Consider the following 16,041-nt stretch of genomic DNA (forward strand, 5'->3'; position numbering starts at 1 on the left):
ATGTTGAACACACGTTCAAGATGCAAATAATAGCGGAAAGTTGAACTAACGTCCAATTCATCACATAATGGCGTGCACATTGATGTTCCAAATGATTGATGTTCCAAAGGACTGATGTGCCAACTAATTGATGTTTCAGATTAAGGAATTCTTTTGGCCTATTTGAACCGCGAAGAACGCCACGACACCATTTTGCAGGCCGCGATGCGTGTCGCCATTTCCGAGGGGATGGCTGCCACCACCGTGCGCCGTGTTGCCAGTGAAGCCGGTGTCGCTGTTGGGCAAGTCCATCACCACTTCTCGTCCGTTTCACGTCTACGCGCGGATGCTTTTTTGTGCCTAGTGAAACAATCACTCGCCGCGTTTATGGTCAGTAGCCAAGAGTTACCCGCCACTGAACGGGTGCTAAAGGTACTGGGTTATCCGCAAGATGAAGTGGGACAAAGAGAAACTCGGTTGTGGAATGAAGTCTCGATTTTGGCTGAGCGAGACGAACTGATTAAAGCAGCCTATGCCGTCTCGATGTCTGATTGGCATCAGGCCACGCTGGATGCCATCCATGCCGGCGTTGCCAGTGGTGTCTTTCGCGCAGAGTTGAATGCCAGTGATATCGCTTGGCGTTTGATCGGGCTGATTTGCGGTTTAGATGGCCTGATCCAATTTACGGAACTGGGCTTTTCCGAAGCAGAAATTATGCGCCACCTATCGGCCATCATGACAACCGAATTGCTCAAATAAGCTAATTAACCTTTGGTTTCAGCCGGTTTAACATACTGGCGGTTTTTGCCGTCAATAATTGGCTATAATCGCTATTTAATGATTATTATCCCCAGTCGAAGGGGATTATTGAGAAGATAAAATGACTCAACAATCTACTGTCGCCGATGTTATCTATTACAACGGCACAATTTATACGGCTGATACGGATAACACAGTTTGCAGCGCCATTGCGATAAGCCAAGGTTATATTCTGGCTACCGGTGGTGAGGAAATTAAGCAAAAATTCAGCGGCCCTGATACCCAACTTATCGATTTGGCTGGCAAATTTATGATGCCGGGTCTAATTGATAGCCATATGCACCCTTTCTGGGGCGGGAAACAACTGATTGGTTGTAACCTCAATTATGCCGCGCTGAGTGTTGAGCAAACACTGGATATTATCCAGAAGCACCTCGATAGTGACCCGTTTAAAGGCGAGAATGACTGGCTGACTGTGCGTGCTTGGCAGCGGCAAGCAATGACGCCGGTAGGGGCGGATATGAGCCGTGCGGCGTTGGATTCGCTCAACACTCGCCGTCCAGTTGCGCTGTTCTCGAATGACTGCCATACCTTAGCCGCCAATAGTCGTGCGCTGGCCCTGCTGGGTATCGATGAAAATACCCCTGTGCCACCCGATGGTAAAATTGCCCGCGATACCCACGGGAAGTTAACCGGTATTTTGGAAGATGCACCGGCCATGCGTGCCTTTGATAGCATCCCATCCGCGACACCAGAGAAGAACGTGCAAATTGCCGCCCATGTGCAGCAAGTGCTCAATGCTCAGGGTGTCACTACCGTAATGGATACCCGTGTTTTTGCCGAACAATTGCTAGCCTTCCGTCGGTTACATGAACGCGGTGAATTGACCTTACGTGTGCTCGGCGCAAAAGAAGTGACCCCTGATAGCCTGCAAGGGCCAGAAGATGCCGCGCGCGTAGTGCAAGAAGTGGTGGACTTTGGTCGCGAATGGGGCAGCCAAACATGGACACCGGCACCGGGTTTTGCCGTCGATCACCTAAAACTCTTTATTGATGGCGTATTACAGCCCCCGACCATGACGGCGGCGTTATTGAAACCCTATCGTGCAAACCGAGGTACCGCGCAGCAACCGGACTGGCAAGATACCGATCACTATGGCGATCTCTACTTTACCGCGCCAGTGGTCAATGCCGTGATTCTAGAGTGTGCGCGTGCCGGTCTGCATCCCCATACCCATACCGTGGGCGATGGCGCTATCGAGATGGTACTCGATGCAGTGGAACAGATGCGCGCGGCATTGCCAGGCAAAGATATCCGTCCAGGATTGGCGCACAACGAGTTGGTCGCCGCCCATCAATATGACCGTTTCGCCAAGCTTGGTGCAACGGCAGTGCTCTCCTTCCAGTGGGGTGGCTTGCCGGGTGTGTTGATTGATGAAGAGCGCGAGATGCTGGGCGAAGAGCGTTTTCAGCATATGGAGCCTGCTGCGCGTTTTCTGGATGCCGGTGCACGTCTCGCTTATGGCAGTGACTGGCCGATTGACCGCTTAGATGAGTGGTACAACCTGCAAGTGGGTATGACCCGCCGTGCGTGGGATCTTGAGGGTAATCCAGCCGGTCCACGGTTAGATAATGATCGGGATTTGACGCTGCTCGAAACACTGCGCTCCGCCACGATTGATGCTGCCTATATGATTGCCAAGGAGCAATATATTGGCTCACTGGAAGCGGGCAAGTTCGCCGATATCATTATTTTGAAGCAGAATTTGTTTGAACAGTCGCCGGAAACAATCTATCAAACTGAAATTGAACGCACGATCATCGGCGGTAAATCCGTCTATCCACTGCGGACTTAATATGCAATAAAGGTCGCTACTTTGACTCACCTGAATCACGGGTTTACGCCAGTGATTCAGGTAAATAGTAGCGGTAAACGTCACCCTCATTTAGCCTACATCGTGATGGGCTTTTAAAGCAGCCCCCCTTGTGTCAGAATCCGCTTCTTTATGTTTTATAGCTGCATAAAAATGCAGCATAACGGTGCTCGTTTACACCAGGAGATGATACGGTAATGCCACAAAATATTCAGTTGCGCAGAGTGCTTAAAACCCCCGCGCTGGTCGCTTTCGGCCTTGCCTACATGGTGCCATTAGGCGTATTTACCACCTACGGACAGGTGACCGTATTAAGTCAGGGCCATCTGCCCATTGCCTATCTGGTGACTGTTGCCACCATTTTGTTTACTGCCCTCAGTTATTGCCGGATGACGAGCGCCATGCCGCTATCAGGTTCCGCCTACTCATATGTCCAGCGCAGTTTTGGCGGGAAAACCGGTTTTCTGGTGGGTTGGGCACAAATTCTGGATTATCTGTTCCTGCCGATCCTGAACTATTTAGTTTTAGGCATTTTCTTGCATGAGGCATTCCCAGCGATCCCTGCCCCTGTATTTATTATTGCGTCTATCGTCAGTGTCAGCCTGCTGAATATTCTCGGTGTGCGGCTACTCACCTCAGTGAATTTCTCGCTGATCGCCGCACAGATGATCTTTATCGTATTATTTATCGCCCTGTCCTTCAGTCAGGCCGATTTAAGCCCCGCCGCGTTAATGAAACCGCTACTGGTGAACGCCGGTGATCTTTCAGGGTTGTTATCCGGCGCAGCAGTGCTCTGTTTAGCCTTCCTTGGCTTTGATGCCATTGCCACCATGGCAGAAGAGGCGCACGACGCGAAACGCACGCTACCGCGCGCTATTTTGTTTACCGTGATTAGCGCGGGAGCCATCTTTATTGCCGTCTCTTATGCCGCGCATTTGGCCTACCCAGATTGGCAGTCACTGATCCCCTATCAGGACACGGCGAGTTTGATTATCTCGGAGCACGTCGGCGGTAAGTGGATGTATAACTTCTTTATGGCGACTTACCTGACGGGTGTGTATGCCTCGGCCATGACCGCACAGACCAGCGTGTCGCGGATCTTCTATGCCATGGGCCGTGAAGGAGTGCTACCACGTCGAGTGTTCTTCCATCTGCATCGTAAGTTCCACACGCCATGGCGGGCCATTTTGTTCGTCGCCACTATTTCATTATTAGCCTTGTTCCTTGACCTGAATTTAGTGGTATCGATGATTAGCTTTGGTGCGCTGGGTGCGTTTACCTTTGTTAATTTGAGCGTGATAAAACATTTTCTAATCAATGAGAAGCGCCGTGGCGCATCTGCCCTGTTTAAATACGGGCTATTACCGCTGATGGGGTTTGTGATGTCAGCTTGGTTGTGGCTGCATTTGGAACAGCGCGCGTTAGAGGTGGGCTTGTTGTGGTTGCTTGCAGGCTTTATTTATCTGTTGTGGTTAACTCGCGGTTGGCGTAATTCCCCGCCGTCAGTGAATCCGGATGATATTTCGCACCTACTGTAATGCATTGAAATAACGGTAAAAGGGGCCACAGATAAACCGTATCGTTACGGATAAAGTGGCCATTGCGGAGCGAACAGGCAGATCGTAAAGACGCCGTGAATCCATCCATGGAGGCTCGAGCCGCGCCATCCTTGGCGCGGACGCTTTACTCTTCTGCCTGTCCTCACCGTTACCGATCGAGTCGTCAACATTCATCAACAGTCTGAGGGCCACTCGCGTGGCCCTCAATTATCGTCAATAACCTCTACGCGCCCTACCAACCGCCTCCCCCAGTTGCCATACTGCCATCGCATAGTGAGTGCTGTGGTTGTAACGGGTAATAGTGTAGAAATTCGGTAAACCGTACCAATACTGATAGCCCGTGCCGACATCAAGGCGTAATAAGCTGGCTTCCTGATAATCACCCAATGGGGTCGTCGGGCTTAGCCCTGCCGCTGATAAAGTCGAAACTGGGAATTTGGTTTTAAAGCCATTATCAAGAGAAGGTGCTTGGCCGTTCGCAAGAATGGCAACAGGGGCCCCTTTCGTCCAACCATGTGCTTTGAAGTAATTGGCAACGCTGCCAATCGCATCCTCTGGGTCCCATAAGTTGATATGCCCATTACCGTTAAAATCAACCGCATAGCTTTTAAATGATGATGGCATAAATTGGCCGTACCCCATCGCGCCTGCGTATGAGCCTTTCAAGCTGAGTGGGTCATTGCCCTCAGCCCGTGCCATCAATAAGAAGGTTTCTAGCTCACCGGTAAAGTATTCAGCCCGACGCGGATAAGCAAAGGAGAGTGTCGCTAACGCATCAATGATACGGGTCTTACCCATCACCCGGCCCCAACGCGTTTCAACACCGATGATACCGACGATAATCTCAGGCGGTACGCCGTAAATCTCATAAGCACGCTGAAGCGCCTCTTCATATTGATTCCAAAAAATCACACCCTTTTGCACATTATCAGGGGTAATAAATTGGTTACGATAGCGGTTCCAAGCCCCATTTGGCCCAGAAGGACGGCCTGACGTCGGTGCTTGCTTATCCATCAAACGGATAACCCAGTCCAGTTTTTGCGTTTGAGCCAATACATCATGCAATTGTTCACGTTCAAAACCGTGCTCACGCACCATTTTGTCGACAAAACGCGCGGTGTCAGGGTTATAAGCGAAATCACCGTTTTGCAGATGCCCTTGATGTTCCGGTTCAAGTAAAAAGCCGCTCTGAAGCAACGCTCCCGTAGGTTCAGCCGCTACAGGTGCCGCAGGCTTGCTACTACAGGCCGAGAGCAAAGCAAATAAGGGGAGAAGAACAACCAAGTAGCGCATTGAATACCCATGAAACATGCAAAAAAGTGATAGCTATGTTAAGCCATTGTTTGATCCGAACAAACAGGAAAATGTAGAGATAGTGCTTTAGCAAAAGGGGATAAGCACTTATGCACACATCGCTTGGTATTTAGTAGGGCGTTGGATCAGAATAAACCGGCTCGAGGCGCTTAGCCCGCAGGTTTCGTCCCATGTCGCAACTGCCGGTATTCGAGTATGGTCAACACAATCACCACCACATCCAAGAGCGTTATCAGAATCAACATCGGTGAGTGGGTGAAAGTATAACGATAGAGTTGATAAGCAATAAATAAGCTAAAAATAACAATGGCCATAGGATAATAGCCTAACTTTTTGCGCCACAGTCCGACAATAATCCACAATTTAATCGCACCGTGAGCGACCAAATAAAAAGCCGCAAAATGCAAACTGCTGATGGAAAGACTCTGTGCAGCATGCAGCAAATAATTCGCCACGACATCACCACGGTCTTCGATAAATTCAACCTGCGTAATGCGATGTAACAGATGAAGCAAAAATTGCGGGGTAATAAAGTAGGTTAAAATCCCAGCGATAATTTCCATCACGGCCAAGATAGCTTTCAATAGCAGGCTAACTTCAAATACCGCGTGGATATTCTGTTCTCCGAAGAGATTTTTTCGATCAAAACGATGAGTGACTTTCGCCATCGCGCTAATTCCTTGCGTAGTCAAACCTAAACAATCGCAACCCAAGACAGAATAGTAGCCGAATCCTGCGCTCGCCTCTACGAAGCGATATTTTAATCCGGCAAGTTAAAACATTCTCGGCGAACTCGCTCAATATGGATGGTCAAAAACATCAACTCTTCTTTACTGAGATCCTGCTGATAATACATTTTAATATGCCGCTGAATTTTAACGGCGCAGCGATAAGCCTCAACATAATTCTCTTTTATTGAATCATGTAACGACTCATCATCACTAGTGACGCCATTACGGCCCAACATACGCTGCGAAAAAAACTTCAAATGAGTGACAAAACGGTGATAACTCAAGCCATCTTCGTCGTATTCCAGCTTAAATTGGTACTTTACGATGTGTAGAATTTCCTGCATGACCTTCGTCACTTGCATCACTTCAGGCATATCGCCATTGAGTTGTGCATTGACTAAATGTAGCGCAATAAATCCCGCTTCATCTTCACGTAATTGCACGCCGAGCCGTTGCTGAATGATTTGCAAGGCTTCACGGCCTAAAGAGAACTCTTTGGGATAGAGCCTACGAATCTCCCACAGCAATCCATTGGCGATATCTAAACCTTGCTGATGGCGCTCGATCGCATAAAAACAGTGGTCAGTCAGTGAGATATAGATATTGTCATGTAACTTACCCAGCTTTGCTGTCGCCATAGTGATAATACAATCGCAGGTGATCATCACTTCTAATGGAATGGAGCTCAGCAACTCACTGAGCCGCGATACCCATTCATTGTCCTTCAGGGCGAACACTTTCTCGATCAGCGCATTGTCCAACGGCTCGCCAAGGCGTTTTTGGAAGCCAAGACCGCGCCCCATAATCACCTGTTCCTGCCCGTACTGATCGAGCACAATAACCACATTATTATTTAGTATTTTAGTGATGCGCATTTCTTAGCCCTGAAAACAAAAAAACCTGACTTAGTAGCATTCATCAAGCCACTCAATCAGGTTTTGCCCGCCATTGACGGTGACAATCCAACTCTAGCTAAATTACCATGTTACTCCTCGACAACAAGCCGCTAATAATGAAAAACGTGATGGGGATCTATCCATTATTCGGAGAAAAGGGATCGCGATACCCTTTAAGTCAACCAATGAGGCAATAAACCCACCAAACGACAAAATAAACGGCCCGAAGCTGAACAGTAAAAGCAAGAATAGTCTCATTCTCTCTTCTAGGCACGAAGTCGCAAATTAAGACTTTTCTTGCAAAAGATAAAATAAATTAAATAAATACCACCAATGAGTTTAAATGAAATATTTCATTTTCGTTTGAGAGTGATTCTTTATTACAAATCGCTCGCTTTGAATTGTATTAATAATATGTATAGAGAACCGTTAATATCTCTATAAAAAATATTAATAACTCTCGCGACGCTCACATTACTTTCCTTGGAAATATCGTTACCTCGCCTTAATTGATTTACATCATATGAAAGTAACAATTTATTTCATAAGGTGGAGGATAACCGATTAATTCTGATTTTTTTATTTTCGCCAGATAATGTCTTTAGCAAAGGTAATGTCGATGAATAACAATAAAAAACCACCCCAGGGTTCACTGAGTCGCCGCGAATTTATTCAAACATCTGCCGCAGTGACCGGTGCTGCGGCCATTGCGGGTTCAATCACCCTTCCTTTCTCCGCTCAGGCCAAATCAGTCCAAACACCTGCAACAAGCGAAGAAACCATTAAATACAGCGCGTGCTTGGTTAACTGTGGTAGCCGTTGCCCACTGAAAGTTCACGTCAAGAATGGCGAAATTATTAAAATTGCTAATGAAGCCATTTATGACGATTCGACTTTTGGCGAGCATCAAATTCGCCCGTGTTTACGTGGCCGATCCGTTCGCTGGAAAACATATCACCCCGACCGGGTGAAATACCCCATGCTACGTGTTGGTAAGCGCGGTGAAGGTAAATTTAAGCGTATTAGTTGGGATGAAGCGACCACGATTGTGGCGGACAACCTGAAAAAGACCATCGCACAATACGGTAACGAAGCCATTTATTATCAATACGGTTCCGGTTCGACCGGCGCTAATTTACAAGGCCGTAATGCCTGTAAAAGAATGCTGAGTTTACTGGGTGGTTTTCTCGATCAACACGGTACTTATTCAACCGCTCAAATAAATACCGTGATGCCTTATATTTATGGTAATGCTGATGAAACCTTGCTGGATGAAATTAAAAACTCAGATTTAGTGGTGATGTTTGGTCATAATCTGGCAGAAACACGTATGTCAGGCGGTGGCCAATATATCGAGACGATCCATGCGCTAGGCAAAAGTAAAGCCAAGGTCATTATTATTGACCCCCGAATGACTGACAGTGTCACCACCTTAAATGCAGAATGGATACCGATATTCCCTGGCACAGATGCCGCACTCGTCGCGGCATTAGGGTATGTCCTCATCAAGGAAAATCTCACCGATGAGGATTTCCTGCAAGAATATTGTGTCGGCTGGGATGCCACAACCCTACCCGATTCAGCCCCTGCCAATGGCTCGTATAAAGATTATATTTTAGGCAATGGCAATGACGGCGTAGAAAAAACGCCGCAATGGGCGAGCGAAATAACCGGTATCGACCCTGTGCGTATTACTCAATTGGCTCGAGAATTAGGCAATGCCCGCGCAGCTTGGATTTCACAAGGTTGGGGCATTCAACGCAGTGCCAACGGTGAGCAAGCCGCTCGCTCAATTATGATGCTACCGCTCATGACGGGGAATATTGGACGCGCAGGAACCAATACTGGCGCATGGGGTGGAAACGTAAAATACCCAGTCCCTGGATTCAGTATTCCTAACCCAGTGAAAACAGCCATTCCTTGCTTTATGTGGACGGATGCTATTTTCCGTGGCACCGAGATGACCGCGCAAAATGCCCATGTGAAGAATAAAGACAAACTTGATACCAATATTAAGTTTATGTGGAATTACGCCAGTAACGTTATTGGAAATCAGCATTCTGACCTGAATAAAACCCACAACATTTTACAAGATGAATCACTGTGCGAGTTTATTTTGGTGTGGGAAAACCACATGACTAACTCTGCCAAATATGCAGATTTACTCTTACCTGATGTCACCTCGGTGGAATCCAACGATCTGATTGATAACTCCTACGCCAGTGGCGCTTATCACTACGTCACGCGGTTACAAAATGCTATCGACCCGCTGTGGGAATGTCGCCCGTCGTATGATGTTTTAGCTGAAATCGCCACGAAGCTCGGCATTGGCGATGCCTTTACTGAAGGCCATACACAGCAAGAATGGATTGAGATCAGCTATAACAAGATGCGCGATAAAAATCCTGCATTACCCCCATTTGAGCAAACCGACGGCCAAGGCATTATCGACCGTATTTATGCTGACAGTAGCGAATATATTGCCTTAAAAGCCTTCCGTGATGACCCACTCAATCACCCACTCAAAACACCGTCCGGCAAAATTGAGATCTACTCCGAAGCACTGGCCAAACTGGAAAAAGAGTGGCAACTGGCACCGGGTGATCGCATTACCGCCGTCGCAGAATATTGCCCGACGTTTGAAGGTGTCAGTGATATCGACACCATGAAAACCTACCCGTTACAGATGACCGGTTTCCATATCAAAGGCCATACCCATTCTTCTTATTACAACGTCGCGATGTTGCGCGAAGCCGTTCCCCATCAGTTTTGGATGAACCCCATTGATGCGCAGGCTCGGGGCATTCAGCAAGGTGAAATGGTTGAGATTTTCAACGGCCGTGGTCGTATTCGTATTGCCGTCAAAATCACCGAAAGGGTCTTACCAGGCGTAATCACGGTGCCACAAGGGGCATGGCGTAATCTCAATAAAGAGGGCGTCGACGTCGGCGGGTGCATCAATACCTTAACCACGCTGCGACCTTCTCCTCTGGCGAAAGGTAACCCACAACATACCAATCTCGTTGAAGTAAAACGTGCATAAGGATCTGAAAAATGAAGCAATATGGTTTTTTTGTCGATTCAACCAAATGCACGGGCTGTAAAACCTGCCAGATCAGTTGCAAGGATGAAAAGAACTTGGACCTCGGGCCAAAGCTGCGCCGCGTGTATGAATATGGTGGTGGAAGTTGGGCCCAGCAAGGCAATATCTGGGTGCAAAACGTGTTCAATTACTATTTATCGATTGCCTGCAATCACTGCTCATCTCCCACTTGTGTGACCGGCTGCCCAACCGGTGCCATGCATAAACGTGAGGAAGACGGTTTGGTGGTGGTCAATCAAGACCTCTGCGTCGGCTGCCGCTATTGTGAAATGCGTTGTCCGTATGGCGCACCACAATTTGATGCCACGAAAAAACTGATGACCAAATGTGATGGCTGCTATCAGCGGGTGGCTGAAGGGCATAAGCCCGTTTGCGTCGAATCTTGCCCACAACGTGCGCTCGATTTCGATGACATCACCCGATTAAGAGATAAGTACGGTGAAACCAATGCCGTTGCGCCGTTACCACACGCGCATCTGACACAGCCTAATTTGGTCATTAGAGCTCATCGTGATGCCAAACCATCCGGCGACACATCAGGCCGCATCCAAAATCCGGCGGAGGTATAAAATGCATGAATTACCCTTAGTATTTTTCACGGTGCTGGGGCAAACCGCCGTCGGGTTGTTTGCACTGGCGCTAATGAGCCATAAACTCGGCATGACGACTGCATTACAGCTAAAACACGCCAATATTATCGGACTGATATTGATGATGGTGGGCCTGATCGTCGGCACATTACACGTTGGGCAACCGCTGAGGGCTGCCACCATGTTGATGGGAGTCGGCCGCTCGCCAATGAGTAACGAAATTCTGCTCAGTGGTCTGTTTGTTGCCATGGCCTGCGGCACCGTCTTTTTCTCAGTCATCGTCAAAAATACCGTACTGGCAGGCCTGTTCAATGTGGCTACGGTGATATTTGGGCTCGCCTTTGCTTGGTCAATTACCGAGGTATACCAACTGACAACCGTGCCAAACTGGGATACGTCCTACACTTCGCTGCAATTGTGGATGACGGTGCTGGTCGGCGGCGGTGCATTTGCCATGCTGGCGGGTGCTCGCCAGTTAGGTGCGACAGCCCTGCTCATCGGTGCGATTGTCACATTGGTGAATAAGCCCGGTTATCTCAGCTTCCTCGGGCAAAGTGCCGTAGACCTCAGTAGCCAGCAAGCCTGGTTTTGGGGTGTCCAAATTTTACTGCTGACATTGGGTATTTTTGTAGCTGCCGCGGCACTGCTCAAAGATAGGATCCCACGGGCCACACTGGCGGTCAGTGCTTCGGTGTTAGTGATTGGCGAACTGGCTGGACGTATTGCTTTTTATAACCTTTGGCAAGTGCCAATGTAACCTAATTTTTTGATTTTATTCGCTTATAGTTCAACCATGGATGGGCCACCAGCGGCTCATCCAAGCTTAGCTAATAGAGCCTAAAGAGAGATCATTTTGACGTTATTAGTGACGACACTGCCACGTATTTTAGGCGTACTTTTTTACTCTCCTCCACAGTCCGAAACCGCGCGGCAGCTTTGGCCGTTATTACCACAAATCACCGAGTATTTTCCTTGGCCGGATCGGGTTGAAATTGCACAATATTGCCAGCAACTACACGATATTAACCCCGAAGCACTGGAATATGATTTTTCGATTCTGTTTGAAGGGCAAGGCGAGATGCCCGCCCCGCCTTGGGGATCAGTTTATTTAGACAAAGAAAATTGCTTGATGGGAGCCAGTACCCTGCGATATCGCGAGTTTCTAGCTGGACTAGGATTGGCAAGCCAAAGCGCCATCCGTGAGCCAGAAGATCAGTTTGGCTTGATGCTCTTGGCTTGGGTATATTTGCTGGAGCAATTTTCAACAAAACAACATCCATCGAAACAAGACGCTGATAAACAGCCCCCGAGCGAAGCCGCAACTACGTTGCTTACCGAGCATTTACTGCCGTGGGCTTATCGCTACCTTGAGTTTGTCAAAAATGCCCGGACCGAACATCAGGTCTATCCGATATTGGCCGCTATTTGCGAGTGTTATCTGAAAACTCTGCAAACCGAATTGGGCTTACAGCCCCAGTCTTACCCATTCTTTCGTTGAACATCGTTTCGATGAACATGGTTTCGCTGAACATAAAATAGCGGCAATAGAGAACAATGATAAAAGACGAGCGCTACTATAAAGCTTACATGGAAAGCCGCACTATCAGCCGGCGGGGGCTGTTCCGTGGGCTGTTAAAAGGCGCTCAGCCTCTTGACGCTCACTCATCAACGCTCCCCGCTACGACAGCCATTCGGCCACCTGGTGCTGTAGCAGAGCATCTTTTCCTCCAGCGTTGTACTGGCTGTCGCGCTTGTGCCGATGCCTGTAGCGAAAGTTTAATCGTGGTGGTGAACCAGCGGCCAGAGTTAGATTTTTCCACACAATATTGTCGCCGTTGTCATGCCTGCAACAGGGTCTGCCAAACGGATGCATTATCCCCCTCCTCATACGTTATCGCCGCACGACCCGTGGTAAAAAACACCTGCCAAAACAGTTATCTCTATTGTGATAGTTGTGCTGATTATTGTGAGAAACACGCCTTGCAGTGGCAAACTCAACAACCACCAATACTGATTGATGACCTTTGTGATGGTTGTGGCGAATGCACCTTTAGATGCCCTGCCGTTGCGCTAGAGATGCAGCTAATTGAACAAAAATGAAGGATTGATTTAGGAGAAGGATTATTTTTAGCGATCGATTATTTTTAGCGATCGATCGTTTTAGGCGAAAGATAAAATAAATGCCCCCTGCTCGTTTAGGGGGCATATGAACTAAAGAGGCTTAGTGAGCTTCTTTACCGTACATTGGTGAACGCGGACCATACAAAATACCGTTAGGTGTTCCCGCAGTCAGCATGCGAGCGCTCGTGACACCGGCAATATCGTGGCTACGATCGGTCAAGGTATTGCTTATTTGGGATACTGCGGCTTGAACCAGCATACCAATGATGCCACCCGATGAATTATCACCCTCATTGCTCGATGCCGTCGCACTGCCACTCCACAGCAATTGACCATTTCTCAAATCGACCAATTTAGCATTCGCTGTTACGCGAGTATCACTGGTGATGATTTGATAAGAAGTGCCATATTGCACCACGGTAATATAGAGCACCGCATCTGCACCAAAGATTTTATGCAATTTAGCTGGGCTAGCCGCACTGATGTCACCTGCGTTTGTCATGCCATTTTGCTTAAATGTCTCTTCTACCACCGCGACTGGCAACACGTAATAACCCGCTTCAGATAATGGAAGCGTGACCTGAGATAACATGCCATGGCTAGCAGCCACTTCAGGTGATTGGTTTTGCGGCAACAGCACCAAGATACTTTTGGGTTTGCTTTGCTTAAAAGCTGAATAGTCATGCTGTACTGGCTTAGCACACCCCGTCAGTAACAATGCCATCATGACCGCGCATATTGCGAAAATCGATTTCATTTAAATGCCCCTTTATCCTTGCTCATCAAGAAATCCATAAATGGCGCAGACTCTGGGAATGCCGCCTTCTCGGTATTGAACTCAGCCATGGCTAAATCGGTATGCCCAGTATTGCCATACAGCATGCCCAAATGTGCATGCAGGCCTGGCGGCACCGGCATATTTTTCGCGCGAGACTTTTCAATATTTTCTTTTAAAGCCGTAATTTGCTCTTCAGGGCTGCTATCTGATTTATAGTAATCATAAATCGTTGCTTGGTAGTTATCCCAGTTGTAAATAGGTTTTGGTGCTGTTGCGCAGCCTGCCAATACAGCAGCGGCCAGTAGCAAAGATATTTTTTGCACTAATTTCATATTGCGGTATCCATACTCGTGATTAGGAATTTAAAGGCATTTAACCTTTACTTCGTTGGCTGCCATGCACCTGATTCAATACCGGCCACCAAATTGTTGACGGCTTCGCGGATAGCTAAATCCAACACTTTGCCATTCAAGGTAGAGTCGTAACTTGCTGTCCCACCAAAACCAATCACTTCACGGTTGGACAGTTCATACTCGCCTGCGCCCTGTGAAGAGAACACCACTTCAGAAGTCTTCACATTGACGATATTCAAGTTCACTTTGGCATAAGCTACTTGAGACTTACCCCGACCCAGAATGCCAAACAACTGACGATCGCCCGTCTCTTTGCGGCCAAATTCGGTCACATCGCCGGTCACGACATAGGTAGCGCCCTTCAATTGTTGGTTTTGCCCTGCGATAGCTGCTTCTGTTTTTAGCTCTTCCATGTTGGTGCGCTCTAATACGTTAAAGCGACCGGTCTGTTGCAAGTGCGTCACCAAAATGGTTTTTGACTGGTTCCCTAAGCGGTCTACACCATCGGAGAATATCCCGCTCATGTAGCTAGAACGATTGTCGAATTTACCGACCGAAATAGGGCTGCGTGGACCGTTATATTGCGTGCCATAGGAAGCCACTTTTGCAACTTCTAATGACCGTGAGGACTCAGTGGCACATCCACTTAATAAAAAAACGGTTATTAAGGTAGAGGCCATCATTATTTTCTTCATCATAAAAGCAATATTCTCAATAAAAGATTGAACACCATAACTGGACGAAATAAATAGTGATAATTTAACTTAAGTTAATATGATTACCATTTTAAAACATAGGGAGATAACAATAACTAACAGTTACCATTAACAAATACACGTCATTTTTATCTTTGATTTAAAAGGGTTATAGCGGAGGGGATATTAACAGATGTCAAAAAGAATTTGAAATGAGAAATCCGAACTATTTATTGAAATTTAACTTAAGATTAAAAAAGAATTATTGTGTGATAGGTTTTGAGTGATATCTGTTACAGGTTAATATGATGTTGAATATTCGTTGGTGCAATGTTCTTTTGTGAAGTTCAATATCTATATCATTAAAAGTATCCCCCAAATGTCAGGTTGTTATCCGACATTTGAGGGCAGTTCAACATAATAGAGAGGGCTATTTATGTTTTTTCAGCGCTTAATTAACGCGTTGCACCTTTTTCTACATAGCTCATGTCACCTATTTTACCCACAGTGAATTCACCGTTCTTATAAGTTATCGTCGTCACGCTGGCATTAGACAGCGGTGCCACAATAGGGGTTGCACTCATGTCCGATATCATGGCCAAAATAGCCGCACCATGTGAAACCAACAGTACGTTACCCCCACCTTGAGCGGCCGCTTCCTCAGCGATAGTTTTTAACTCTGACTGCATACGCACTTTGACAGTATCAAAGGTTTCAGCCTCACCAGTACTGTCAACTAACGCCACACCACTGAACATTTTGCTAAAAGGCAGTTTCCCATTGGCGAAATCACCGAATAGCGCTTTTTCGGATTCATAACCTAACTTGGTGGCAATGGCTCCCCACATATTGGCATCAAGATCACCTTCGTAAATACCGAAGCAGAATTCACGCAGTTTTTCACTTTCAATCACATCCATTGGCTGCCCTTTTGCCATCAATATGATACGAGCAGTCTGACGCGCTCGCCCAAGATCGCTGGCATACGCCTTTTTAAACTCAACCTCTTTTAGCCCTTTGCCGAGTTGTTCTGCTACCGTCACGCCAGCGGCCGTTAATGGGGTATCAGCCCAGCCCTGAACCCGATGAACCGTATTGAACATGGTTTTCCCATGGCGGGTGACGTAAATGGTGACCGTATTATCATCCACTGTTTTGGCCTGAATGGTGAGAGGGCTAAAAATAAGCGAAGATAACAACGCGATTAATAATGAAAACTTTTTCATGGTGATTTCCTAAATAGTTTTAGTTTGTGTCATTTTTCGCAGGGTAAAACACAGCTTAAAAATA

General features: G+C 47.3%; 15 protein-coding genes and 1 pseudogene. 8 read left to right on the top strand and 8 right to left on the bottom strand.

Annotation, left to right across the window (positions count from 1 at the left end):
* The first annotated feature begins 153 nt into the window (after nucleotides 1–153).
* The 3 genes from BN68_RS15000 (at nucleotide 154) to BN68_RS15010 (ending at nucleotide 4,149) form a co-directional block, all read left to right on the top strand.
* Nucleotides 154–738: a TetR family transcriptional regulator gene (locus BN68_RS15000; RefSeq protein ID WP_042806844.1), complete on the top strand. Its 585-nt coding sequence runs from the start codon at nucleotides 154–156 to the stop codon at nucleotides 736–738.
* Between the two features lie 121 nt (nucleotides 739–859).
* Complete coding sequence (locus BN68_RS15005) at nucleotides 860–2,593, top strand: amidohydrolase (protein ID WP_019211987.1); 1,734 nt, start codon at nucleotides 860–862, stop codon at nucleotides 2,591–2,593.
* Between the two features lie 215 nt (nucleotides 2,594–2,808).
* On the top strand, nucleotides 2,809–4,149 hold the full coding sequence (locus BN68_RS15010; RefSeq protein WP_019211988.1) for an APC family permease: 1,341 nt from the start codon (nucleotides 2,809–2,811) through the stop codon (nucleotides 4,147–4,149).
* 43 nt (nucleotides 4,150–4,192) lie between these two features.
* Here BN68_RS15010 and BN68_RS24160 read toward each other — a convergent pair.
* From BN68_RS24160 to licT, 4 genes and pseudogenes are all read right to left on the bottom strand, one after another.
* A pseudogene (locus BN68_RS24160) lies at nucleotides 4,193–4,258 on the bottom strand (gluconate 5-dehydrogenase); the annotation flags it as partial.
* A 125-nt stretch (nucleotides 4,259–4,383) separates the two neighbouring features.
* Entirely contained in the window at nucleotides 4,384–5,463 is a 1,080-nt protein-coding gene (gene mltB / locus BN68_RS15015; RefSeq protein ID WP_019211989.1) for a lytic murein transglycosylase B, read from the bottom strand.
* Between the two features lie 170 nt (nucleotides 5,464–5,633).
* Nucleotides 5,634–6,152 carry a DUF2127 domain-containing protein gene (locus tag BN68_RS15020; protein WP_019211990.1) on the bottom strand — a complete coding sequence of 173 codons (519 nt, stop codon included), beginning with the start codon at nucleotides 6,150–6,152 and terminating at the stop codon, nucleotides 5,634–5,636.
* 92 nt (nucleotides 6,153–6,244) lie between these two features.
* On the bottom strand, nucleotides 6,245–7,090 hold the full coding sequence (gene licT, locus BN68_RS15025) for a BglG family transcription antiterminator LicT (RefSeq protein WP_019211991.1): 846 nt from the start codon (nucleotides 7,088–7,090) through the stop codon (nucleotides 6,245–6,247).
* Nucleotides 7,091–7,730: 640 nt separating this feature from the next.
* Between licT and BN68_RS15030 the strand changes: the two genes are divergently transcribed.
* From BN68_RS15030 to BN68_RS15050, 5 genes are all read left to right on the top strand, one after another.
* Nucleotides 7,731–10,154 carry a DmsA/YnfE/YnfF family dimethyl sulfoxide reductase gene (locus tag BN68_RS15030; RefSeq protein ID WP_019211992.1) on the top strand — a complete coding sequence of 808 codons (2,424 nt, stop codon included), beginning with the start codon at nucleotides 7,731–7,733 and terminating at the stop codon, nucleotides 10,152–10,154.
* Between the two features lie 11 nt (nucleotides 10,155–10,165).
* Nucleotides 10,166–10,783, top strand: coding sequence for a DMSO/selenate family reductase complex B subunit (locus tag BN68_RS15035; protein ID WP_019211993.1), 618 nt, complete (start codon nucleotides 10,166–10,168; stop codon nucleotides 10,781–10,783).
* Between the two features lies 1 nt (nucleotide 10,784).
* Nucleotides 10,785–11,561 (top strand): dimethyl sulfoxide reductase anchor subunit family protein, encoded by a 777-nt coding sequence (locus tag BN68_RS15040; RefSeq protein ID WP_019211994.1) that lies wholly within the window; start codon nucleotides 10,785–10,787, stop codon nucleotides 11,559–11,561.
* Nucleotides 11,562–11,657: 96 nt separating this feature from the next.
* Nucleotides 11,658–12,302 (top strand): TorD/DmsD family molecular chaperone, encoded by a 645-nt coding sequence (locus BN68_RS15045; protein ID WP_019211995.1) that lies wholly within the window; start codon nucleotides 11,658–11,660, stop codon nucleotides 12,300–12,302.
* A 56-nt stretch (nucleotides 12,303–12,358) separates the two neighbouring features.
* Entirely contained in the window at nucleotides 12,359–12,904 is a 546-nt protein-coding gene (locus BN68_RS15050; protein WP_019211996.1) for a 4Fe-4S dicluster domain-containing protein, read from the top strand.
* Between the two features lie 121 nt (nucleotides 12,905–13,025).
* Here the strand turns inward: BN68_RS15050 and BN68_RS15055 are convergent, their stop codons facing one another.
* The 4 genes from BN68_RS15055 to BN68_RS15070 all read right to left on the bottom strand — a co-directional run bounded on the left by BN68_RS15055 (nucleotide 13,026) and on the right by BN68_RS15070 (nucleotide 15,977).
* On the bottom strand, nucleotides 13,026–13,682 hold the full coding sequence (locus BN68_RS15055) for a DUF799 domain-containing protein (RefSeq protein ID WP_019211997.1): 657 nt from the start codon (nucleotides 13,680–13,682) through the stop codon (nucleotides 13,026–13,028).
* The gene (locus tag BN68_RS15060; protein ID WP_019211998.1) at nucleotides 13,679–14,035 is read right to left on the bottom strand and encodes a DUF4810 domain-containing protein; all 357 of its coding nucleotides are present in this window, start codon (nucleotides 14,033–14,035) and stop codon (nucleotides 13,679–13,681) included. Before BN68_RS15060 ends, BN68_RS15055 begins: the two co-directional genes overlap by 4 nt.
* Nucleotides 14,036–14,082: 47 nt before the next feature.
* A complete protein-coding gene (locus BN68_RS15065) occupies nucleotides 14,083–14,754 on the bottom strand; it encodes a CsgG/HfaB family protein (protein WP_042806846.1) in 672 nt (223 codons plus the stop codon).
* A 452-nt stretch (nucleotides 14,755–15,206) separates the two neighbouring features.
* The gene (locus BN68_RS15070) at nucleotides 15,207–15,977 is read right to left on the bottom strand and encodes a histidine phosphatase family protein (protein ID WP_019212000.1); all 771 of its coding nucleotides are present in this window, start codon (nucleotides 15,975–15,977) and stop codon (nucleotides 15,207–15,209) included.
* Between the last annotated feature and the right edge of the window lie 64 nt (nucleotides 15,978–16,041).

The sequence above is a fragment of the Yersinia massiliensis CCUG 53443 genome, assembly GCF_000312485.1.
Lineage (GTDB): Bacteria > Pseudomonadota > Gammaproteobacteria > Enterobacterales > Enterobacteriaceae > Yersinia > Yersinia massiliensis.